18 protein-coding genes, 1 tRNA gene and 3 pseudogenes are annotated in these 20,940 nt (G+C 58.0%); 10 read left to right on the forward strand and 12 right to left on the reverse strand.

What is annotated here, in order from left to right:
• The 5 genes and pseudogenes from HBN61_RS20985 to HBN61_RS21005 all read left to right on the forward strand — a co-directional run.
• Positions 1-161 (forward strand): annotated as a pseudogene (locus HBN61_RS20985) (phage tail sheath family protein); the annotation flags it as partial.
• 232 nt (positions 162-393) lie between these two features.
• Positions 394-1,932: pseudogene (locus HBN61_RS20990) on the forward strand (cryptochrome/photolyase family protein).
• Between the two features lie 408 nt (positions 1,933-2,340).
• Positions 2,341-3,429, forward strand: a complete 1,089-nt coding sequence (locus HBN61_RS20995; RefSeq protein ID WP_094993924.1) for a YkvI family membrane protein — start codon at positions 2,341-2,343, stop codon at positions 3,427-3,429.
• Between the two features lie 165 nt (positions 3,430-3,594).
• Complete coding sequence (locus tag HBN61_RS21000) at positions 3,595-4,050, forward strand: glycine zipper 2TM domain-containing protein (protein ID WP_094993923.1); 456 nt, start codon at positions 3,595-3,597, stop codon at positions 4,048-4,050.
• Between the two features lie 286 nt (positions 4,051-4,336).
• A tRNA-Gln gene (locus HBN61_RS21005) sits at positions 4,337-4,411 on the forward strand.
• 176 nt (positions 4,412-4,587) lie between these two features.
• On the opposite strand, the gene HBN61_RS21010 is transcribed toward HBN61_RS21005, so the two are convergent.
• On the reverse strand, positions 4,588-6,297 hold the full coding sequence (locus HBN61_RS21010; RefSeq protein WP_170047818.1) for an amidase: 1,710 nt from the start codon (positions 6,295-6,297) through the stop codon (positions 4,588-4,590).
• A 296-nt stretch (positions 6,298-6,593) separates the two neighbouring features.
• Here HBN61_RS21010 and HBN61_RS21015 point away from each other — a divergent pair, with 296 nt between their 5' ends.
• The 3 genes from HBN61_RS21015 to HBN61_RS21025 all read left to right on the forward strand — a co-directional run bounded on the left by HBN61_RS21015 (position 6,594) and on the right by HBN61_RS21025 (position 10,280).
• Positions 6,594-7,151, forward strand: coding sequence for a hypothetical protein (locus tag HBN61_RS21015; protein WP_170047819.1), 558 nt, complete (start codon positions 6,594-6,596; stop codon positions 7,149-7,151).
• Between the two features lie 381 nt (positions 7,152-7,532).
• Positions 7,533-7,886, forward strand: coding sequence for a hypothetical protein (locus HBN61_RS21020; RefSeq protein ID WP_094993920.1), 354 nt, complete (start codon positions 7,533-7,535; stop codon positions 7,884-7,886).
• 30 nt (positions 7,887-7,916) lie between these two features.
• Positions 7,917-10,280 carry a DNA polymerase II gene (locus HBN61_RS21025; protein WP_170047820.1) on the forward strand — a complete coding sequence of 788 codons (2,364 nt, stop codon included), beginning with the start codon at positions 7,917-7,919 and terminating at the stop codon, positions 10,278-10,280.
• Here the strand turns inward: HBN61_RS21025 and HBN61_RS21030 are convergent.
• Positions 10,277-10,558, reverse strand: a complete 282-nt coding sequence (locus tag HBN61_RS21030; protein WP_094993918.1) for a hypothetical protein — start codon at positions 10,556-10,558, stop codon at positions 10,277-10,279. The two genes, HBN61_RS21025 and HBN61_RS21030, sit on opposite strands and share 4 nt — an antisense overlap.
• 155 nt (positions 10,559-10,713) lie before the next feature.
• Between HBN61_RS21030 and crcB (HBN61_RS21035) the strand changes: the two genes are divergently transcribed.
• Together crcB (HBN61_RS21035) and crcB (HBN61_RS21040) are read left to right on the forward strand one after the other, a co-directional pair.
• Positions 10,714-11,094: a fluoride efflux transporter CrcB gene (gene crcB, locus HBN61_RS21035; RefSeq protein ID WP_094993917.1), complete on the forward strand. Its 381-nt coding sequence runs from the start codon at positions 10,714-10,716 to the stop codon at positions 11,092-11,094.
• 15 nt (positions 11,095-11,109) lie between these two features.
• Positions 11,110-11,514: a fluoride efflux transporter CrcB gene (crcB, locus tag HBN61_RS21040; RefSeq protein WP_094993916.1), complete on the forward strand. Its 405-nt coding sequence runs from the start codon at positions 11,110-11,112 to the stop codon at positions 11,512-11,514.
• Positions 11,515-11,566: 52 nt separating this feature from the next.
• Here crcB (HBN61_RS21040) and kch read toward each other — a convergent pair whose 3' ends face one another.
• From kch to HBN61_RS21090, 10 genes and pseudogenes are all read right to left on the reverse strand, one after another.
• Positions 11,567-12,742, reverse strand: a complete 1,176-nt coding sequence (kch, locus tag HBN61_RS21045; RefSeq protein ID WP_170047821.1) for a voltage-gated potassium channel protein — start codon at positions 12,740-12,742, stop codon at positions 11,567-11,569.
• An 82-nt stretch (positions 12,743-12,824) separates the two neighbouring features.
• On the reverse strand, positions 12,825-13,883 hold the full coding sequence (locus tag HBN61_RS21050; protein ID WP_094993914.1) for a HoxN/HupN/NixA family nickel/cobalt transporter: 1,059 nt from the start codon (positions 13,881-13,883) through the stop codon (positions 12,825-12,827).
• A gap of 25 nt (positions 13,884-13,908) precedes the next feature.
• Complete coding sequence (gene yut / locus HBN61_RS21055; RefSeq protein ID WP_170047822.1) at positions 13,909-14,901, reverse strand: urea transporter; 993 nt, start codon at positions 14,899-14,901, stop codon at positions 13,909-13,911.
• A gap of 85 nt (positions 14,902-14,986) precedes the next feature.
• A complete protein-coding gene (locus HBN61_RS21060; RefSeq protein ID WP_170047823.1) occupies positions 14,987-15,952 on the reverse strand; it encodes an urease accessory protein UreD in 966 nt (321 codons plus the stop codon).
• Positions 15,949-16,593, reverse strand: coding sequence for an urease accessory protein UreG (ureG, locus tag HBN61_RS21065; RefSeq protein ID WP_094993912.1), 645 nt, complete (start codon positions 16,591-16,593; stop codon positions 15,949-15,951). The genes HBN61_RS21060 and ureG overlap by 4 nt, the downstream gene beginning before the upstream one ends.
• A 68-nt stretch (positions 16,594-16,661) precedes the next feature.
• Positions 16,662-17,348 carry an urease accessory protein UreF gene (locus HBN61_RS21070; protein ID WP_094993911.1) on the reverse strand — a complete coding sequence of 229 codons (687 nt, stop codon included), beginning with the start codon at positions 17,346-17,348 and terminating at the stop codon, positions 16,662-16,664.
• 20 nt (positions 17,349-17,368) lie between these two features.
• Complete coding sequence (locus HBN61_RS21075) at positions 17,369-18,049, reverse strand: urease accessory protein UreE (protein WP_170047824.1); 681 nt, start codon at positions 18,047-18,049, stop codon at positions 17,369-17,371.
• A gap of 63 nt (positions 18,050-18,112) precedes the next feature.
• Positions 18,113-19,831, reverse strand: coding sequence for an urease subunit alpha (locus HBN61_RS21080; protein ID WP_094993909.1), 1,719 nt, complete (start codon positions 19,829-19,831; stop codon positions 18,113-18,115).
• A gap of 179 nt (positions 19,832-20,010) precedes the next feature.
• A pseudogene (locus HBN61_RS21085) lies at positions 20,011-20,430 on the reverse strand (urease subunit beta); the annotation flags it as partial.
• Between the two features lie 53 nt (positions 20,431-20,483).
• Positions 20,484-20,786 carry an urease subunit gamma gene (locus HBN61_RS21090; protein WP_047275719.1) on the reverse strand — a complete coding sequence of 101 codons (303 nt, stop codon included), beginning with the start codon at positions 20,784-20,786 and terminating at the stop codon, positions 20,484-20,486.
• Positions 20,787-20,940 lie beyond the last annotated feature (154 nt).

Genomic DNA, 20,940 nt, shown 5'->3' on the forward strand with positions numbered 1-20,940 from the left:
CCGTGATCGTCGCGTGCGGCGTGGCCGAACTGGAAGATGAAGCGCTGCAAACCTCGGCCATCATCGGCGGTGTTTTGGCCTCGGGTCAGCGTACCGGCCTGCAAGCCTTGCTCGACGGCAAAAGCCGTTTCAACGCCCAGCCGCGGCTGTTGATCGCGCCCGCACTTGGGCTGGTTGCCGCATCCAGATGGGCGTCGGCGCTGTACCGACAATCGCTGCACGGTTTCACCCCCCGCGCCTTCTGACAAGCGTCCCAACCCGCCAGTGGGCAAATAGCACTGCGCTACCTGGCTCGTCCTACTCGGCAAAGAAGTCTGCTGAACTGATCGAGTCGGCGCGAGGCCTTCTTGCGTCCCTGATGCCTGTCCACTAAACCCTGCAGGAACTTATCGAATGAAAAGGCCAAACCGGCTGTGCCTGGTGTTGGGCGACCAGCTCTCTTTCAATCTCGCGTCACTGCAGTGTCTCGACGCACAACGCGACACGGTACTGATGGTTGAGGTGATGGAGGAGGCCAGGCATGTCCCTCATCATCCGCAAAAAATCGTTCTGATCTTGAGTGCCATGCGCCACTTTGCTGCGGCCTTGCGTGAGCGCGGATTTAACGTGCAGTACGTTTCGCTCGTTGAGCCGGACAACAGTGGCTCCGTACCGGGCGAATTGGTGCGGTGGCAGGCGCTGCTGCAGCCAGATGAAATTCATATCACGGAGTGTGGTGATTGGCGCCTGGAGCAATCACTCAGGGCCTGCGGTCTAGCCATCCAGTGGCATTCCGATCGTCGTTTCCTCTGCACGCGTGATGAATTTGCGAACTGGGCGAAAGGGAAAAAACAGCTGCGCATGGAGTTCTTTTATCGAGAAATGCGCCGCAAAAGTGGGTTACTGCTCAATGGCGACGGCACCCCGGTCGGAGGCGCCTGGAATTTTGATGCGCAAAACCGAAAACCGTTACCCAAAGGGCTTAAGCCCCCGTTACCTACTCGTTTTACGCCCGATGCCATCACGCAGGAGGTACTGGCGTTGGTGGCGCAAAACTTCTCCAGTCACTATGGCTCACTGGACAAGTACGATTACCCTGTCACGCACGCCGAAGCCCAAGTCCTCTGGGCGTTCTTTCTTGATTGGGGCCTTGCGGCCTTTGGCGACTATCAAGATGCAATGGCCAGTGACGAGCCCTTTCTTTTTCATGCCCGTATCAGCGCTGCACTCAATATTGGCTTGCTGGATTTGCATCAGCTGTGCAGTGATGTGGCGTCTGCTTATTGGTCAGGCAGTATCCCGTTGAACGCTGCCGAAGGTTTCATTCGGCAACTGATCGGCTGGCGGGAATACGTCAGGGGGGTCTACTGGCTGAAGATGCCTGACTATGCCCATGCCAATAGGTTCGGCAATACCCGATCGCTTCCCGCCTTCTACTGGACAGGCGACACCAAGATGAACTGCATGCGTCAAGCCATCAACCAAAGCTTGCAGCATGCCTACGCGCACCATATTCAACGATTGATGGTGACCGGCAATTTCGCACTGTTGGCGGGAATTGCTCCGAGCCAAATTTGCGAGTGGTATCTGGCGATTTACATGGACGCCTTCGACTGGGTGGAACTCCCCAATACCCTTGGCATGGTCATGCATGCCGATGGCGGTTATCTGGGCTCCAAACCTTATTGCGCCAGCGGGCAATACATCAAGCGCATGTCGGATTATTGCCGTGGCTGTGATTACAAGGTGAGCGAAAGTACGAGTGAGGACGCGTGCCCATTCAACGCGCTTTATTGGCATTTTTTGATGCGCCACCGTGATCTTCTGCTCAGTAATCAACGCATGAGCATGATCTAAAAAAACCTCGCGCGTATGCCTGAGTCGAAGCAGGAGGCACTTTGGCTACGTGGCCAGGACTTGCTGGCTAAGCTGGAGGCAGGTGAGCCCCTTTAAAAAGACTGAATGCGCAGGCGTACTTACCTGTATTGCGCTCTGGATTTCGCACATGAGCGTTCATGTCGTTATAGAGCGCGTAGCACCAAACCGCTAACTGACTGATTTGTAAAGATTGTCTTGTATCAATATATTTCAATCGTTTTTGGGGTTAATAAAGACAAGATCCAGACTTTTATGAGGCCAAACGCATTAAGGCCGCATTTTTCACCAGATATGGTGGTGTATATGGTGAAAAGGACTACATGACACTTCTTATACTGCGCTCGGCGTCTGTCTACCTGCGCAGCACCTCCTATCTGACTGATTCGAGAACCTGCTCTGTCGGGGCGCTTTACCCGCAGAAGAGGGCGCTGGCAGCGTCTCCTGTGGCGTGCACCTAATAAGTCTAAGAATGAGAAAAGTGTAATGAATAAACAGTCCATCCAGATTGCTCTTGCTTACATGTCTGTGGTCATTGGCGGCGGCTTTGCTTCCGGACAGGAGGTGCTGCAGTTTTTTACCGGCTATGGGCTGATAGGCATCGCAGGCACGCTGGTGAGCGGCCTGATGTTTGCCTTTTTGGGTATGCAAATCGCCCGCATGAGCTCGAAGATGCAAGCCAATTCGCACAAAGAGGTTCTCTACAGCCTGTTCGGGGCACGTATTGGATGGGTCGTTGATGTGGTGTTGTCGTTCTTCTTGTATGGCGTCGGCGTGGTAATGCTGGCTGGCAGCGGCTCAATCTTCGCTCAGCAGTACGACATGCCACCTTTGTTTGGCGGCGTACTGATGACGCTCCTGGTGATCGCCACCCTGTGCATGAACGTCAAGCGCATCATTGATTTGATCAGCGCTGTCATGCCCTTTCTGCTGGCCATGGTGCTCATCATCACCACGTATTCGATTTTCAGCTACAACGCACCCGTAGAGACCCTCGACGCTGTCGCCCGTGAGAACAACGAAACGGTGTCCGGCAACTGGTTTGTCGGGGCCCTGTTGTATGCATCGTTCAACATCGCGGTAGGTTTCCCGATGCTGGCTGTGATCGGAGGCATGACTCGACAACCGAAGGCCGCGGCTGTGGGCGGCATACTCGGCGGTTTGGGATTGGGCGTGCTGATCCTGCTGTTGAACATCGGCCTGTTCGCCAATATCAACCAACTGCAGGGCATCGAAATGCCATCGCTGGCACTGGCCGGCCGCATTTCGCCGATTCTGTCGGTTGTGATGTCGCTGGCCCTGGTTTGCATGGTGTACAGCACGGCGGTAGGGATGTTCTTTGCGTTCAGCGCCCGTTTTGCAAAACCTGAAACGCGTCGTTTCAAGGTGACCAGCGCAGTGGCTGTGTGCGTGGGGCTGGCCTTGAGCCTGGGTGGCTTTAGCAAATTGGTCGGGACTGTTTACCCACTGCTGGGATACGTCGGCTTTGCCCTCATTCTCGCGATTGCGTTTAGCTGGGTACGTGGCCGCTCAAGCGCCAAGGCGCTTAAAGCTGAACTGGACGCGGCTTCATAACGGGCGCGGTCTCGCAACAGCCCTCCCTTGAAACCAGAACCCCGCCTTGTGCGGGGTTTTTTCATTCACGTTGCAGGGCAAAGCGCCGCTAGCGGGCGTCAAAAAAACCGTGTGCTACGCTCTTTTTCAGTTTGACTAACCCCTTTCTGGACTATGGAGTCGGCGATGAGAAACATTCTGTCAACGCTATCAATCGCACTTGTAGCACTCGTCCTTACCGCTTGCGTTAATGGCGGGGCGAATAACCCGGGGCCAAATGAGTATGAAATCCGCACCGGGGTCATTGAGCAAATTGAGCTTACGCAGGCACAGACTAACCATGACAGCGGGGTCGGCGCCATTTTGGGCGGGATTGCCGGGGCCGGGATAGGCAGCTTGATCGGTCATGGCACGGGGCGGGATGTGGCGATGGTGGCCGGTGCGCTGGCCGGGGCGGCGGGCGGCAACTACACCGAAAGACAGCGCTATGACCAACCGCGGCAAGTTCAGCAAATTATCGTACGGGTCAAAAGTGGTGTCCTGGTGTCGGTTACCCAGCCAATCAACCCTGTCCTTAAGCCGGGGATGCACGTGTATATCGAAGGCGCGGGCAGTGACGCGCGGGTGATTCCACAAAACTAACCCCTCAGGCATTGCCCGCAAGCGCTCGTTGACTTGGGGGCAATGGTTTTTCCTGTCGAGCAGTGCTTTTGATGAGGCTGTTTTCGACGGTTATTTTCCGTTTTTCCTACTAAGTGGCTGTTTTTTAATAAATTTGTGCGTTTGGGGGTTTCCAGATGTTACGAATGTTGGTAAATTTGCGCGCATTCCCGGACAGGTCATCCGATGGCCTGCAGTTCAAAGCCCTTTATGTGTTTTGCGCTGAGCACGCGGGAGTCGAGTGCCAAGCACTCATCGCAACAGATACAGGGGCGTCGCCAAGCGGTAAGGCAGCAGGTTTTGATCCTGCCATGCGTTGGTTCGAATCCAGCCGCCCCTGCCATTTCTTACAGTATTTCTCGTATACCGTTGCTGCGCATTCTGCGTAACCATCCTTTTGAATCTAAAACCCCGTCCTCACTTTGCGTGTTGTTTGCGAAGCGATTTTGCGTGTCCGGCACTTGTATCGAGCACAAAAGAGCAGGGGTTGGCGATTGCGCTACGCCAACCCCTGACTGCTTAAGGTTTGCTAAGCGGTGGCGTACGCGGCGGCACTTTGCGTCGTGAGCCGGTGGCTTCAAATGCGCTGGCCAGACGCAGCAAGGCTGAGTCATCGTAGGCGCGGCCAGCAAAGGTCAGCCCCACAGGCATGCCGATGTCGTGCATGACGCCCATCGGCACTGTGACGGTCGGGACGCCCAGATGGCGAATGGCCAAATTGCCATTGGCCACCCACACGCCGTTGCTCCAGGCGATATCCGCTGATTCGGGATTCACGTCGGCATCGGCCGGGCCGACATCAGCGACCGTCGGGAAGATCACCGCATCCAGCTTGCGTGCATCCATCCAGTCTTCGAGATCGATCTTTCGGGTTTGCTCCAGCCCGCGCAGGCCATCCGGCAAAGAGGCAATCTGATCCCAGGGGGTAATGCCACGCTTGGCCATTTTTACGTACTCATCCATACCGGCAGCGAGGTCGTCTTCACGGTTGGGCAGGGTGCCGGGGTCGTGGGGGAAAATGTTTGGCCCATCGACATCGGCCAGGCAGTTGAGTTTCGGATCGCCGTTGGCGCGCAGAAAATCATCGAATGCCCAAGCAGACAGTTCCCACAGCTCGTCGTGCATAAACGCTTTGGACACCAGCCCGCGGTTAAATACAGTGGGCGCACCCGGCCGGTCACCTTCGCAGTTGGAGACCAGCGGGAAGTCCACTTCAATCACATCAGCGCCTGCCGTTTCCAGTGCGTGGCGTGCCTGTTTCCACAGGTCCATTATTGAATCGCGCGTGATGATCTTTTGCCCGGTAGGGCCGCCGATTCCCGGGTTTTCCGAGGTGCCTGCTTCGGCGTCTGCATTGATGTACATGCGCGGCACGCCAAAGCGTTTACCGGCCAGGGCCTGTGGGGTAGCGGCCAGTTGCAGGTAGGCGTCGGGGCGCACCGAAGAGGCCCTTGGAATGGGCACCCAGGGTTGCAGGCGCCACAGGTCGCCGCGGGTCTCAGGGTCGTCCGCCACTACGATGTCGAGTACTTCAAGCAAGTCAGCCATGGTGCGCGCATAGGGGACAACCACGTCCATGGTCGGCGTCAGTGGCCAGTTGCCCCGCACCGAAATTACGCCCCGGGATGGGGTATACGCGCACAAGCCATTGTTGGAGGCAGGCCCGCGGCCGCTCGACCAGGTTTCTTCCGCAAGACCGAAGGCTGCGAAACTGGCAGCGGTAGCTGTGCCGGCGCCGTTGGATGAGCCGGAGGCAAACGGTGCGGTCAGGTAATCGGCGTTGTATGGGCTTTCGGCCCTGCCGTAGACGCCGCGTTGCATGCCGCCGTTAGCCATGGGTGGCATGTTGGTTTTGCCCAGGCAAATGGCTCCCGCCGCCCGCAGGCGTTCGATGGTGAAGGCATCGCGGTAGGCAATCAGGTCCTTGAACGCAGGGCTGCCGGAAGCTGCAGTCAGGCCCTTGACCAGATAACTGTCCTTGGCGGTATACGGAATGCCGTCCAGTGGGCCCAGGGTTTGGCCCTTGGCGCGACGCTCGTCTGAAGCCTGCGCCTGCGCGAGTGCCTGCGGGTTGCGGACCACCACGGCATTCAGTGCGGTGGGAGTGTCCGGACCGTCATAGGCGTCGATGCGCTGCAGGTAGGCTTCGACCAGCTCCACGGCGGTGGTATGGCCTGATTCCAGCGCGGCGCGCAAGTGGGCAATCGAGACTTCAGTCACTTCGATCATGCCGTCACCGCTTTTGCGATGAAGGCAAACAGGCGACGGCTGGCATCACTTCTGGGGCGGGGGGTAAAAGCGTCGTGTGTTTTAAAAGGGCAGGTCATATCAATTCTCATTGCACGGCTCACGCAGCAGGGCTGAACTAGTGGCCAGAGCTTAGCGAAATCCCGGGCGTTTAGGCCATCTCCGATGCACATTCTGGCGCCTGTCGTTCATTTCTCTGACATGCCGGACGGGAACCAGAATCCGGATACTCAGTCATAGCGATGTGCCATCTCGGCCATTTGCAAAGGAATTCATTGATGTTCAGTCCCCATAAAGCCTTGTTTGCTGTTTCCGTCCTGAGCGCGGCGCTGCTGATGCCGGTCAATGCGGCCTTTGCCGACAGTGAACCGACGCGTCTGGTCATGGGGCCGTTCAGTGCGGTGTACAACGACGACATTCTGGCGGGCGCAAGCGAGGCGGGCAGGACCTACACCGTGCGAAGTTCAGGTTTTACCGTCAATGATTTGCAGCAGATGCAAAAAAAACTGGATGACAACAACAAGGCCCTCAATGAGCTGCAGTCGCTCAAGCAAACCGTCAGCGAACAGGCGCGCCAGATTGAAGCGCTCAAACGCGACACGGGTTCGGCACACAACACGGGTGCCAGTGAACTGTCCCGGCTGACGCGCACCACACAAGACCAACAAAAAGCATTGGACAAACTCGCGCAGCAGGTTGAGGACCTCAAGCGCAGTGCCGGGTCTACTTCAAGTGCCAATGATCTGGCTGCGCTCAAGCGTGAGGTCAGCGACCAGCACCGCGAAATGGATGGGTTGAAACGTAACGTCGAGGACCTCAGTCGCAAGGTGAAATGAAGGCCAAAATCGGATCCATTGTCATAAGCAGCTGAAAAGATTCAGCTTATAGCCAATTGGAATAGCCTTACGGGTTTAATCTTATTAAAAACATGTGGTTATTTAATGACTTAGGTCAGTAAAGAATTGAAAAAAATCCTGCAAAATATCTTGTTACGAGTTGTAACGCTGCGGTAAGATTGCCCCGCGTTCACCTACCACGGTTTATGCATTTTTAAGGCCCAAGTTTCCATCAGCTACTTGGGCTTTTTTTTGAGCTGCTCATTTATTGGATCCAAAAATCAAGGGCGCCGTCCGGTCAGTGTTCGTCGCAAACACCTTCTGGCATGAATCACGGCGGGCCGCGTGCTATCGTTCCTCCCTTTTCCGAGGGGTAAACCGATGCGAATGCTGATTGGCGCTGTGAGCCTGGCCCTGCTGGCCGGTTGTGTTTCTTCTGCCATGAATGAAGCGCGCAATCAGAAGCCGGTGCGGGTGCTGGCTTCGAGCAAAGAAACGCCGCTGGTTGCACAGTGCATTCAGTTTGCGTGGCAGGACGAAGCCGTCTTCGGCGTTGATGCCAGTGGTTACCTGAACACCGGTAAAAACGGTGGCATGACGGTCTATACCCGTGGTGGTGAATCCTTTGCCGACCTGGTGCCTCAGGGCACCGGGACATCAGTGAGCTATTACGCTGCCAAACCGGATGACAGTGTGGCCATGCGCCGAATGGCAGCGATGGCGACGTGTCTGTAACCCGCTCCGCGCGGCACTGAGGCTGTTCGCGTGAGCGTGCAGCAGGGCTTTGTGCTGACCCGGCACTGGCGTGACACGCCGTCGGGAATTGAAGTCGAGTTCTGGCTGGCCACCGACCGCGGGCCACAACGCCTGCGTCTGCCGCTCCAGTCGTGCACCGCGTTCATCCCCGCCGAACAGTGCGAGCAGGCGCAAACGCTGTTGCAGGGTGAGCGCCATGTCGAGTTCCGCGCACTGGCGATGTGCGACTTTCATTCGCGTCCCGTGGTCGGGCTGTATTGCCGGCAGTATGGCCAGCTGACCGACATCGCCCAGCGTTTGCGGCGTGCCGGGCTTGACGTTTATGAGTCTGATATCCGTCCTCCCGAGCGCTACCTGATGGAGCGTTTCATCACCGCGCCTGTGAGCTTCAGCGCACGCGAGCAGCCGGACGGCTTGTGGATGGATGCGCAGATCAAACCCCATCCAGACTATCGACCTCGCTTGAAACTGGTGTCACTGGACATCGAGACCAGCGAACAGGGTGATTTGTATTCCATTGCCCTTGAAGGTTGCGGGCAGCGCCAGGTGTACATGCTGGGCAAGGCCACGGCAGTGGATACTCCGGTGGATTTCGACCTTGAGTTCTGCGCCACCTGTGCCGAACTCTTGCAACGCCTGAACCAGTGGTTTTTGCGCCACGACCCGGACGCAATCATTGGCTGGAACGTGGTGCAGTTCGACATGCGGGTGCTGCACGAACACGCGCGTCGCCTTGGCATTCCGTTGTTGCTGGGGCGCGACGGCAGCGAGATGCAATGGCGTGAACACGGCGCGCGCAACAATCACTTTTTTGCCAGCGCGGCCGGGCGCCTGATCATCGATGGCATCGAATCCCTGCGCTCTGCCACCTGGTCGTTCCCCTCGTTCAGTCTGGAGAACGTTGCGCAAACCTTGCTCGGGGAAGGCAAGGACATCAGCACCCCGTACCAGCGCATGGACGAGATCAACCGCATGTTCGTCGAGGACAAACCGGCGCTGGCGCGTTACAACCTCAAAGACTGCGAGTTGGTGACGCGGATCTTCGAGAAAACGCAGCTGCTGACTTTTTTGCTCGAGCGCGCGTCCGTCACCGGGCTGGAGGCAGATCGCAGTGGCGGCTCGGTGGCCGCGTTCTACCATTTGTACATGCCGTTGATGCACCGTCAGGGCTTTGTGGCGCCCAATCTGGGGGAGAACCCGCCCCAGGCAAGCCCCGGCGGGTTTGTCATGGAGTCGCAGCCGGGCTTGTACGAGTCGGTGTTGGTACTGGATTACAAAAGCCTGTATCCGTCGATTATTCGCACCTTTCTGATTGACCCGCTGGGGCTGGTTGAAGGCTTGCGCGATCCCGGCGATACAGCGTCGGTAGCGGGCTTTCGCGGCGCCCGTTTTTCCCGCACCCGGCATTGCTTGCCCGCGATCATCGAGCGTGTGGCCAATGGCCGCGAAGTGGCCAAACGCGAGAAGAACGCGCCCTTGTCTCAAGCCCTGAAAATCATCATGAACGCGTTTTACGGGGTGCTGGGTTCTAGCGGTTGCCGTTTTTTCGACACGCGGCTGGCGTCGTCCATCACCCTGCGCGGGCACGACATCATGCTCAAAACCCGTGCGCTGATTGAGGCCAAGGGTTACAGCGTGATCTACGGCGACACCGACTCTACTTTCGTCTGGCTGCGCAGTGAGCACAGCGAAGCCGACGCCAGCCGCATTGGCCGCGAGCTGGTGCAGCACGTCAATCAATGGTGGCAAGACCATGTCCGCGAGGAATACGGGCTGAGCAGCGCCCTCGAATTGCAATACGAAACCCATTACCGACGCTTCCTGATGCCGACCATCCGTGGGGCCGAGGAAGGCAGCAAAAAGCGTTATGCCGGGATGGTGGAGCGGGCCGACGGCCAGTTCGAGATGGTCTACAAAGGGCTTGAAACGGTGCGCAGCGACTGGTCGCCGTTGGCGCAACAGTTCCAGCAGGCGTTGTATGAACGCATCTTCAAACGTCAGCCGTATCAGGATTACGTGCGTGATTTCGTGCGCAGAACGCTGGCCGGTGAACAGGACGCCTTGTTGATCTACCGCAAGCGTCTGCGCCGGCCGCTCAGCGACTACGAGCGCAATGTGCCGCCCCATGTGCGCGCTGCACGGCTGGCCGATGAATACAACGATCAACAGGGTCGGCCCCGCCAATACCAGCGCGGCGGCACGATCAGCTACATCATCACCTTGGCCGGGCCGCAGCCGTTGGAGAACCTGACCGCCGCGGTGGATTACGATCACTACCTGACGCGTCAGCTACAGCCCGTGGCCGATGCGATTCTGGTGTTCGTCGATGACGACTTCAGCGCGTTGGTGGGCGGGCAGATGGGGTTGTTTTAAGCCTTGCCCGACGCTTCAGCCAGGGCTTTGGACTTGGCGCGGTCCTTGGCGGCCTTGGCTTCGACAGCCAGGCACTCCATGCAGAACTGCTCGGCGTAGGTCATGAAAATGTCGGTGGTTTCATTTTTGATCGTGCGCGAACCGGCGAGGATGTAGCGCATACGCTTTTCGGTCACGCCAATGCGCGAGGCAATCCAGGCCGGGGTCTGGCCGATGCGGTCGACCAGTTTGTTGGCGTATTCGGTGTCGGGGTTGTAGCGGTCAGCATTGGGGTACATGAGGGTTCCGTGTGGGCAGGATGCGAAGCAGGGCGGCAGGGTACTCCTTTTTCAGAGGGCTGGCCCGGCAAATCCGATGCGGGACACGAAACGCCCGGCACCCATATATGAACTAGAGTTCTTCCCACTCATTGACAGACACGAGAGGGATTTTCATGACCGCACTGGACGTTTTCTGGGTCGGGTTGGGAGGCGGGCTGGGTTCACTGCTGCGCTGGTGGATCGGTTTACGGGTTGGCCAACTGTACAAGGGGCCGTTGCCTCTAGGCACGTTCATCATCAACGTCAGCGGCGCGTTTGTGATCGGCTACCTGAGCATTCTGTTCAGTGTCGACTGGCGGGACCGTTACGGTGACTTTCTGAACGCTGCCGTGCTCACCGGCATTCTGGGCGGCTACACCACCTTCAGCAGCATGCAACTGGATGCCTCGAAACTGGCCACGGCCAAAGACCGCGCCTGGGCGGCCGGTTATTTGATCGTATCGGTAGTGTTGGGTTTGGCGGCTGCCGCGTTTGGCGCCTGGCTGGCGCGTTAATCAGGAGCAGGAACCATGTTGAATCTGATCATTTTGATTTTTGTCGGCGGCGCGTTTGGCGCCATGTGCCGGGAGTTCGTCATGCTGTCAGTGCCACGCCTGGCTGACGGGTTTCCCATGGACATTTTTGTGGCCAATATCGTGGCTGCGTTTTTGCTTGGCGTGGCGACGTCACTGTTCAAAAGCAATCGCATCAATCAATACGTACACGTGATGATCGGGACCGGGATCATGGGCGGGCTTTCAACCTTTTCCAGCTTTGTGTTCGGCGCGGTTGAAATGATGAAAGACCCGGCCGGGGTCTTTGTGTCCATTTGCTACTTGGTGGCGAGCCTGGTGATTGGCTTTGCGGCAGTTGAACTGGGGTTGATCGCCGGGGCCAAACTGCCTGCGCAACCGACAAGTGATACGCAAGCCTGAGTTAGCAACAGCAGGCGCGCAGTCAAACGCGCCTGCTCTGGCCGGCGACGCCTCAGCCCAGCGACATACGCTTGCCAAAAAACATTTCAGTGATCAGGTCATTGTTGATGGCATCCCCTTGCAGGGTGCGCACCAGCAGTTCACTGCCCAGTAACGGCAATGACAGCACCATGGTCGGGTTGACGCGTTTGACCTTGGCCAGGTTCCGGGTTTCATTGACCAGTGCAATGACTTGCGTGTCATCGCCCGCCACTTCCTTGGCGGCCAGAATCACGAATACGTTATCGGCGTCGTTTTCGGACAGCGCCACGATGTATTTGGCTTCGTTGGCACCGGCCAGCTTCAGGGTCGAGGTAGCCGAGGGGTCGCCCTCAATGATGTCGGCTTTTTCCGGCAGGTCGTGCTGGCTGCCCGGCGCACACACCACGGTCACGTGTTCGCCGCGATCAGTCAGGCCTTTGTAGACGTTTTGTGCCAGTGAACCCGTGCCTACCAGAATGTAGTGATTTTTACGCGCCATGTGAGTAATCCTGCCTTTAACAATGCGTTGGATGTTGTTGCTGATCAGCGGACCGGCAATGGACGCCACCGAGATCGCGAAGATGGTGATGCCCAGAATGATCACTGTCAGGGTGAACATGCGGGCGTCGGTGGTGTGCGGAACAATGTCGCCAAAGCCCACGGTGGACATCACCACAATGGCGAAGTAGAACGCGGTCGGCAGGTCGGTAACCTGTGGCGCGAATTGTTCGCCCATGTAAAGCGTGCCGAGCATGCTGTAGACGATCAGCGAGGCGATACTGACCACGGCGAAAAAGCTGCCGGTCGCGAGGCTGTAGTGATCGAAGCGCCGCCAGAAATAAATCAGCACGGCGATGTTGAACAATGAGAACAGCGTGACCCCGTCGGGGTTTTTAAGGATGAATATGTCGACACTGACCGTGGCCACCAGCAGCAGCAGCGAGAAGAACCAACTGATGCGCGACTTGATCACCAGGCCGATGGACATCAGCAGCAACACCAGCCCCACCACGAACCCCGGAATTTCCAGCAGCGCCAGAAAACTCAAAGCCTCCTTCCAGGTATCAAAGGTGCCGGAAGCGGCATTGGAGTGCGCCACCCCCCGTTGCAAGACCGGCAAAAACAAGAGAAAGCCATTGATGGCCACCAGCAGGGCGACCCCGTAGGCAAATGAGAATCGGGCTTTTACGTCCTCTTTTAAAGTCATGATTGCTACGACGCCTCAGTGAAAGAGTGGATGGAGTGTCGGTCAGCGTGTAACGCGCACGTCCTTTTGCTGAGTCTGTTCATCAGGCATTGGCTCCTAAATGGTCATAACCGCGCAGGTAGTAATTCAAGGCTGAGACCAGCCAGCACAACACGAACATGCCGATGATCCAGTAACCGATTTCGCCGAAGTTGTCGCTGATGGCGTTGATCGGGGTCCAGATACCACCGGTGAGTTCCAGTTTGTCGGCAATCAGCCCGAGGGCTTCAACTCCGCCGATAAACAAGGCCACCACCACCGAGGCTGCGGTGATGGTGATGTTGTAGTAAAGCTTGCGCACGGGTTTGGAAAACGCCCAGCCGTAGGCGCCGATCATCACGAAATTGTCCAGCGAATCCACCAGCGCCATGCCCACTGCGAACAGCACCGGGAAGACCATGATCGACCACAGGTTGATGCCATGGGAAGCACTGGTGGCACTGATGCCCAGCAGGCCGATTTCAGTGGCGGTGTCGAACCCCAGGCCAAAGAGAAACCCCACGGGGTACATGTGCCAGCTCTTGTTGACCAGGTTAAATACCCGTCGAAACACCCGTGCCATCAAGCCGCCGCTGTTGCTGACCAACCCGTCGAGTTCTTCCGGGGCCAAGGTTTTACCGGCTTTGACCTGCCTGAACTTCTTGTACACCGAGATCAGGATCACCAGGTTCAGCACACCGAACAGCAGCAGAAACAGGGCCGAAACCAGCGTGCCGATCAGCCCGCCGGTTTCGTGGAACCACACCATGTCGTCTTTGAACGCCATGGCTGTGGCGGCGATAGCCAGCGATGCCAGAACCACGATGGTGGAATGCCCGAGGGAGAAATAAGTGCCCACGGCAATCGGGGTTTTGCCTTGCTGCATGAGTTTGCGAGTGACGTTGTCGATGGCCGCAATGTGGTCAGCATCGACCGCATGGCGCAGGCCAAAGCTGTAGGCCAGTAGCGCAGTGCCCATCAGCACCGGGTTGGTGCCGAATTCACTGAAGGCCCAGAGCCATGCCAATGCATTGGCGACAATCAAGCCGGTCAGCAAATAGATCGCGTTGCGCCGGGTGTTTGAGGGAGCGGCTGCGGCCAGAGGTTGAGCGATGGCTGTCATATAAAGGCTCCGCTAAAAGTGAACGCTACTGGCGGTGGGCGGGCATGACGTCTTTGTTGAGCACCAAAAATAACCAGGAAGCCAACACAAACGGCATGGTCAGGGTCGGTATGCCCACCGGGGTCAGCAGGGTATTCAAAGCCCCTTGCACAAAGACAGTGAAGATCACCCCGATCAGGGTGTAGATCAGCACTCGCCAGCTGGGAGTGTTGAAGGTCGAGCCCAGCGCGATGGCAGTCAGCACGGCGCTGAACGCGTACATGCCATTGTTGATGCTGGCATGCTCGGCTTGCAGCACCGTGGCCGTCAGCACCGCCAGCAGTGATCCGCACACGGCAAACACCGCAGCCCAGACTGAAGACACTGCCAATCCTGCGATAAACAGCACGCTGCCGATCAGGGTGCTGATCAGGAACACTTCGGAAATCCCGTTGAACAGCCCGTCAATCAGGTGAATGCCATCGAACAGGTTGCTGTTGTGGGCGACCAGGTCGTGGGGCAGGTTGGGGACCGGTAGCGCCGTGTTGGTCAGGCCGCCGAAGGCATAGCTGGCCAGCAGGATCGTCCAGGTCACCAAAACAAACGGGGCGGTCAGGGCGGCGACTTTCCAGGTCTTGAGAATATCGGCGATGCAGAGCATGACGATCACTGACACCACGCTGCCGAGGATGATGCACAGCCACAGCACCGGTGTGACGTCCAGGAAGGTCGGCAACGCCGCGCCTACCAGGCAACCGTTGTAGCCGTACAACCCGGCTTTCCACGACGTGCGGTCTTGGAGGTTAAGCCCAGCGAGCGTCGCCACCGCCGTACCCAGTACGCAGCCCCAGGCCACGGCCGGGATTCCTTCGGCATAGGCGCCCACAAAGATCGCGGCGAAGAATAGCAACCCGGTCAACGGGTTGTTCTGAAACATGACTTGAGCACAGCCGCGCAGGGTGACGTCGATAAACTCAATCACCACATTGCCGTTTGCCAGCTGTGTCCACTTGGATCCGGGCGCTTTGGCAACATCCATAGAGGTTTCTCCGTTCGGGCTGCAAAGGAATTGCAATCACCGGGGCCGCAGCCGGTCCCGGTCACTACTGCGCAGTGTGAATTGCTTAACGCCAGAGAAACTGCGGCCCTAACGTGACCCCCAGAATCTCCTCACGGGCGATTTTCCAGAACTCGCGAATCTGTGCCTTGACCTGACCGCTGTCATTGCCCAACACCTTGAAGATCAGCCCGCAGTTATTCGGCAGGCGGGTCACGCCGCTGGCCAGCCCTGCCTTGATGTCGAACAGGGCAGGCACGCGCTCGACAATCCGGTCGTGATGCACTTGGGGTGTGAGCAGCACCACGTTGCCGAACACATCGAAGGTCTGCATCACGCCAATCGCGTCGAGGCTTTCCTTCTTTGGCTCCAGCACGTATTTCTCGACAAACAACTCCCGGCCCTCAAGGTTTTCGGCGCAGACCCGCGACGAATACACGTCAAAACCGAAACGCTCATCCACATGGTGGTATTTGCGCCCGGACATGAGGATCTCGCTGTAAATCGCCGTGGCGGTGGGATGGATCTTGATTCGGGTGTCGGTGATAAACCGCGCATCGCGGTGCGGGATCAGCGGGTCGGGCATGAACTCCAGATAGCCGTCCTCTTCGACCCGAAACTGCTGGATCTGCGAGGCATAGTTGGCATTCATTGAATGCACTTTGGTGGCCGACTGGGTAGTAACGTGCCCGGATGCGCCCACCCCCACATGGACGTCAGTGGCCAAGCGGTCGCCTTGCAGCACACAGCCGGAGGTCGAAATCATCGTCACGCAGGGCAGACCGGGCATTTCTTCGTCCCAGTACAAGGCCCGCTGCACCAGTGACGGCACGCGTCGCTCCACGTCCGCCAATATGCTGCGATCCCCACGCCGCTCAAACCCCAGGCGCAAATAACCGCTCTTGCCGACCGCGCCGCTGTGCATCTGCGGCGGTTCGTTTTGATACTCCGCCAGCTCCGGCGCGTCCTGACCCAATGCATGAGCGCGAAGCCGTGAAGGGGTGTTCACGATGTTCAGGCTCTGAGCTGTCATGCAGTGACCTCGCGGGCAGCAGGTTTTTGGGCGAACAGGAACATGTGTTCAATCATGTCCACCAGTTCTTCAATGCCTTGGCCGGTCTTGCAGTTAGTGAGGATGTACGGGCGGTTGCCGCGCACCACTTTGGTGTCGCTTTCCATTACGTCGAGGCTGGCACCCACGTACGGCGCAAGGTCGATTTTGTTGATGATCAGAATGTCGGCCTGCACCAGCCCCGGGCCATTTTTGCGCGGGATTTTCTCGCCTTCGGCCACGTCGATCACATAAATGTAGAAGTCGGCCAGTGCCGGGCTGAAGGTCAGTGTCAGGTTGTCGCCGCCGCTTTCAATCATGATCAGGTCGCTGTCGGGGAATTTCTCTTCCATTTCCTCCACGGCGGCAATGTTCATGCTCGGGTCTTCGCGCACCGCGGTGTGCGGGCAGGCGCCCGTTTCAACGCCGAGAATCTTGTCTTCGTCGAGGATGCCCTTGAGCGTGCGTTTAACCTGCTTGGCGTCTTCGGTGGTGACGATGTCATTGGTGATGATCAACGGTTTGTAACCGCGCTTGATCAGGATCGGGGTGATCACTTCAATAATTGCGGTTTTACCCGAGCCGACCGGGCCGCCAATACCAATACGCGTAATCTTTTTCACAGGCCTTGCTCCTAAAACAGTCTTGCAAACAGGTGCAGCGCGGGCTGGGGCCAGCGCTGTGCATCGGGTCAGTTCATAAACAGCCGCACATGGGCTTTGACGTGGACCGCAGCCAACACGTCGACAATCGGCACATAGGAGGCCATCTGCTCGATATCGCCGATTTCAGCGATGTCACAGAACGCTTCGATGTCGTGGTTGAGTTCAAACAGGATGTGCTGGGTGTCCAGGTGCGTGACACGCATCAGGCGCATGGCGGCGCTGAGGATAGTCATCGCCACCCCGTACTGGTGCATCACCACCACCTCGCGGGCGCCGATGCCCTGGGTCGACATCACGACTGCCTGGGTCACGGGGTAGGTGCCTGCGGCGTTACCGGCCTTGATCTGTTCCAGCCACCAGCGCACCAGCGGGGTCTCCACCACATGGATCGACATTTCCGCGAGTTTTTTGCCCATGCGCGTTGCCATCAAGCGGCTTTCTTCGTTGAGCTTGCGGTTATTGACCGCCCAGTCCGCACGCAAAATGCCCTCACGGTCATCGGCCAAGGCCGCGCGGTGGGCCGCAACCACACCCATACCGTCGCAACTGGCGGCCTGCTTGAGCGCCGTCAGCACAAAACCTTTGAGCGTTGCCACATCGTGAACGATGCCGGTCTGAATCGCGGACTCGACCCCGTTGGAGAACGTGAATGCACCGACCGGTAACACCGAGTCGCCAAACTGCATGATGCGTATGAGATCTGCTGCCTTCATGGTCACGCCTTCTGCAAGTTTCAGTGCTTGTGGTCGTGGTGCGTATGGCCATGGTCGTGGCTGTGACTATGGCTGATGCCGTCGCCATGGCTGTGCACGCCGTGAATCTTCAGCGCCGCTGCATCCAGCTTGTCCTGAGGGCTGGCGACGTGAACGTGGGTGTCGGTTTCTTCGGCACCGCCAAACAACAGGCGTGCTTCAGAGCTGGTGAGGAGGGGCAGGATCTCGGCGCCGCCAATGAAGGCGTAGGGCAAGTGCTCAAAACCGTGGGTGCGCATCACCGAGTCCATCATCTTGGTTTCCACCGTGAGCGGGATGTACACCTCGTTGTGCTTGGTCACGGCCTTCCAGTGCTGGTTGCCCAGTGCGTGGCCGAGTTCGAAACTGGTCTTGATCAACACGTCGAGGGGCTGTTTTTTCAGCTCCTTGAGGTCGATCACCATGACGTCGCGCAGGTTCAGTTGCACCACCACGGCCGTTTTGCTGGCTTCGTCCCACATCAGCACGTCGCCGTCGGCCAGCACCACGTTGCGCTCCAGTGAAATGCCCAGGTCACGTCCGCCGAGGCTGGCACGTCGGCAGCGGCTTTTCTGCGCTTCACGCTGATCCAGCACCAGCAGGTCAATGTGGGCGCCTTCGAGTTTGTGCTGCCAGGCCGGGTCTTTCTTGGCATTGCCCAGAATGTGTTCGATCAAAATCACGTCGCAAACTCCTTCCTTGATGCCCGGCCATCCACACCCTTGGTGCCGGCCGGGCGTTCTGCCTTAGCCGAAGAAATACCGCTGGTTCATGGTGGCTACATCGATCGGCTTGCAGGTGGCGTGCACGCCGTCCACTTTCACCTCGAAGGTTTCAGGGTTGACTTCGATTTTTGGCGTCTGGTCATTGCGCACCAAATCTTTCTTGGAAATGGTGCGGCAGTTGCGCACGGCCATGACTTGACGATCCAGCCCGGCCTTTTCCTTGACCCCGTCTTCCAGCGCGGCCTGTGACACGAAGGTCACGCAGGTGTCCTGCATGGTTTTGCCGAAGGCCCCGAACATCGGACGGTAGTACACCGGCTGCGGGGTCGGCAGGGAGGCGTTAGGGTCACCCATGGCAGCCCAATTGATCATGCCGCCCTTGATCACCAGTTTCGGCTTGGCCCCGAAGAAGCGCGGGTCCCACAGCACCAGGTCGGCCATCTTGCCCACTTCGACAGAGCCGATGACATGGCTCACACCCTGGGCAATGGCCGGATTGATGGTGATTTTGGCCACGTAACGCAGCACGCGGAAGTTGTCGTTACCGTCGCTGTCTTCCGGCAGCTTGCCACGTGAAACTTTCATCGCGTGGGCGGTTTGCATCACCCGCAGCCAGTTTTCACCGACCCGGCCCATGGCCTGGGAGTCACTGGAAAACATAGAGATCACGCCCATGTCTTGCAGCACGTTTTCGGCGGCGATGGTTTCCGGGCGCACCCGGCTTTCGGCAAACGACACGTCGGCCGGAACGTTGGGGTTGAGGTTGTGACAGACCATGATCATGTCGAACAACTCGGCCTGGCTGTTGACACCGTAGGGCAGGGTGGGGTTGGTCGAGCTGGGCAATACGTTGAGCTGGCTGGCCACTTTAATGATGTCGGGGGCGTGACCGCCGCCTGCGCCTTCGGTGTGGAAAGTGTGGATGGTGCGCCCTTCGAAGGCATCGATGGTGTCCTCGACATAGCCGCATTCATTGAGGCTGTCGGTGTGCACCGAAACCTGAATGTCCATTTCATCGGCGGTACGCAGGGCATGGCGCAGGGCGTTGGAGGTAGCGCCCCAGTCTTCGTGGACTTTGAGCCCGGCCACACCGGCAATGATTTGTTCCGCCAACGGGTCGCGGGAAAAGGAGTTGCCCTTGCCCAGCAGGCCGACGTTGATCGGTAAGCCTTCGAGCGAGCGCAGCATCTGCCGGATGTTCCACGGGCCCGGCGTCACAGTGGTGCCGTTGGTGCCGTCGGTAGGGCCGATACCGCCGCCGAAGAATGTGGTGATGCCGTTGGACAGGCCGTGGTAAGCCTGTTGTGGCGAGATCAAGTGAATGTGGGTGTCGATCCCGGCAGCGGTCAGGATCAGGTGCTCGCCGGAAATAGCATCCGTGCTCACGCCCACCACCATGTTATTGGTCACACCGCTCATGGTGCCGGGGTTACCGCTTTTACCGATCCCGCAGATTTTGCCGTCGCGAATTCCCACGTCGGCTTTGATCACACCCTGAATGGCGTCAATGATGGTGACGTTGGTGATGACCAGGTCGAGCACACCGTTATCGCGGGTCAGGTTGTTATTGGCGCCCATGCCGTCGCGCAGCGATTTGCCGCCGCCGTACACGGCCTCCTCGCCATAGCCGCGCAGGTCCTTTTCAATTTCTACAAACAGGTCAGTGTCGCCCAGGCGGATCTTGTCGCCCGTGGTCGGGCCGAACAGCCCGGCATATTCTTTGCGTGAAATAGTTGGCATCGGTGGCTCCTTCCTTCATGCGGCGCATTCGTCAATGACGCAACGGCGCGCTGGCAAAGTGTGAAATGCGGCGCTTAGTTGGATGGTTTGGAAAACTTGAAGCCGCGATCGGCTGCGCGCTTGATGGCTTGCAGTTTTTCCGGGCGTTCATGGCCGCTGACCGTACTGTCGGGGGCCCAGCCGTCCACCAGGTTGTTGAAACCGTACAAGGTCTGTTTGCCGCCGTACGGGATCAACGGCACTTCAATTTCATCCCCCGGCTCGAAACGAATGGCCGTGGTGGCCGTGATGTTCAGGCGCTTGCCGAAGGCCGCAGCGCGGTCAAATTCCAGGGCGCGGTTAACTTCGAAAAAGTGAAAGTGCGAGCCGACTTGAATCGGGCGGTCGCCGGTGTTGCGTACTTTGACCTTGGTTACTGCACGGTCTTCGTTGAACGTGATCGGCGTGCTGGCGTAGATGCAGCCGCCCAGTGGAACGTTGCTTTCATTGCCGGTGGAGACCCCGCCTGGGTTTTTGGCGTGGGGGATATGGTGGTCAGGATGGGTGTCCTGATGCGGTGATTGTGCAGGTTGGGGTGACGCGGGCTTTTTGGTGCTCATGACGGAATCCTCAAACGTGTGTGTTTGGCGTTAACCGGCTTGACTGCGCGCCGTTATTTGATCGGGTCGTGGACCGTGACCAGACGGCTGCCATCGGTAAAAATCGCTTCCACCTGAACGTTCGGGATCAGGTCACTGACACCTTCCATGACGTCATCTTTGGTCAGTACTTTTCCCGCTTCGGTCATCACGTCTTCAACTGACTTGCCATCGCGAGCACCTTCAAGCGCCGTGACAGTAATAATTGAAACGGCCTCCGGAAAGTTCAACTTCAAACCACGAGCCTTGCGCCGCAGTGCCACGTCCGACAAGGTGTAAATCATTAACTTATCGATTTCTCTCGGGGTGAGCTGCATAAGCCCTCCTAATTACAGTGCGCTTAAGGATGCTCCGATCAACTTGTCGTGCAGCCGCGGCAAGTTGCAATTTTCCAGGCACCTACAGCGTCATTGGACGAAAAGTGACCGAAAAATCATGTACGGAGAGCTTTTTCGACCGGTTCTCCGTGTT

Source organism: Pseudomonas sp. WS 5071, from assembly GCF_012985765.1.
GTDB classification, from domain to species: Bacteria; Pseudomonadota; Gammaproteobacteria; order Pseudomonadales; family Pseudomonadaceae; genus Aquipseudomonas; species Aquipseudomonas lundensis_A.

Excerpts from the sequence above, each read along its gene's own strand:
- HBN61_RS21020 (WP_094993920.1), top strand. The coding sequence starts at position 7,533 with ATGCGAATGCTGATTGGCGCTGTGAGCCTGGCCCTGCTGGCCGGTTGT.
- kch (WP_170047821.1), bottom strand. The coding sequence starts at position 12,742 with ATGACTTTAAAAGAGGACGTAAAAGCCCGATTCTCATTTGCCTACGGG.
- HBN61_RS20995 (WP_094993924.1), top strand. The coding sequence starts at position 2,341 with ATGAATAAACAGTCCATCCAGATTGCTCTTGCTTACATGTCTGTGGTC.
- HBN61_RS21015 (WP_170047819.1), top strand. The coding sequence starts at position 6,594 with ATGTTCAGTCCCCATAAAGCCTTGTTTGCTGTTTCCGTCCTGAGCGCG.
- crcB (WP_094993916.1), top strand. The coding sequence starts at position 11,110 with ATGTTGAATCTGATCATTTTGATTTTTGTCGGCGGCGCGTTTGGCGCC.
- HBN61_RS21080 (WP_094993909.1), bottom strand. The coding sequence starts at position 19,831 with ATGCCAACTATTTCACGCAAAGAATATGCCGGGCTGTTCGGCCCGACC.
- HBN61_RS21090 (WP_047275719.1), bottom strand. The coding sequence starts at position 20,786 with ATGCAGCTCACCCCGAGAGAAATCGATAAGTTAATGATTTACACCTTG.
- crcB (WP_094993917.1), top strand. The coding sequence starts at position 10,714 with ATGACCGCACTGGACGTTTTCTGGGTCGGGTTGGGAGGCGGGCTGGGT.
- HBN61_RS21070 (WP_094993911.1), bottom strand. The coding sequence starts at position 17,348 with ATGAAGGCAGCAGATCTCATACGCATCATGCAGTTTGGCGACTCGGTG.
- HBN61_RS21050 (WP_094993914.1), bottom strand. The coding sequence starts at position 13,883 with ATGACAGCCATCGCTCAACCTCTGGCCGCAGCCGCTCCCTCAAACACC.
- HBN61_RS21060 (WP_170047823.1), bottom strand. The coding sequence starts at position 15,952 with ATGACAGCTCAGAGCCTGAACATCGTGAACACCCCTTCACGGCTTCGC.
- HBN61_RS21030 (WP_094993918.1), bottom strand. The coding sequence starts at position 10,558 with ATGTACCCCAATGCTGACCGCTACAACCCCGACACCGAATACGCCAAC.
- HBN61_RS21010 (WP_170047818.1), bottom strand. The coding sequence starts at position 6,297 with ATGATCGAAGTGACTGAAGTCTCGATTGCCCACTTGCGCGCCGCGCTG.
- yut (WP_170047822.1), bottom strand. The coding sequence starts at position 14,901 with ATGGATGTTGCCAAAGCGCCCGGATCCAAGTGGACACAGCTGGCAAAC.
- HBN61_RS21000 (WP_094993923.1), top strand. The coding sequence starts at position 3,595 with ATGAGAAACATTCTGTCAACGCTATCAATCGCACTTGTAGCACTCGTC.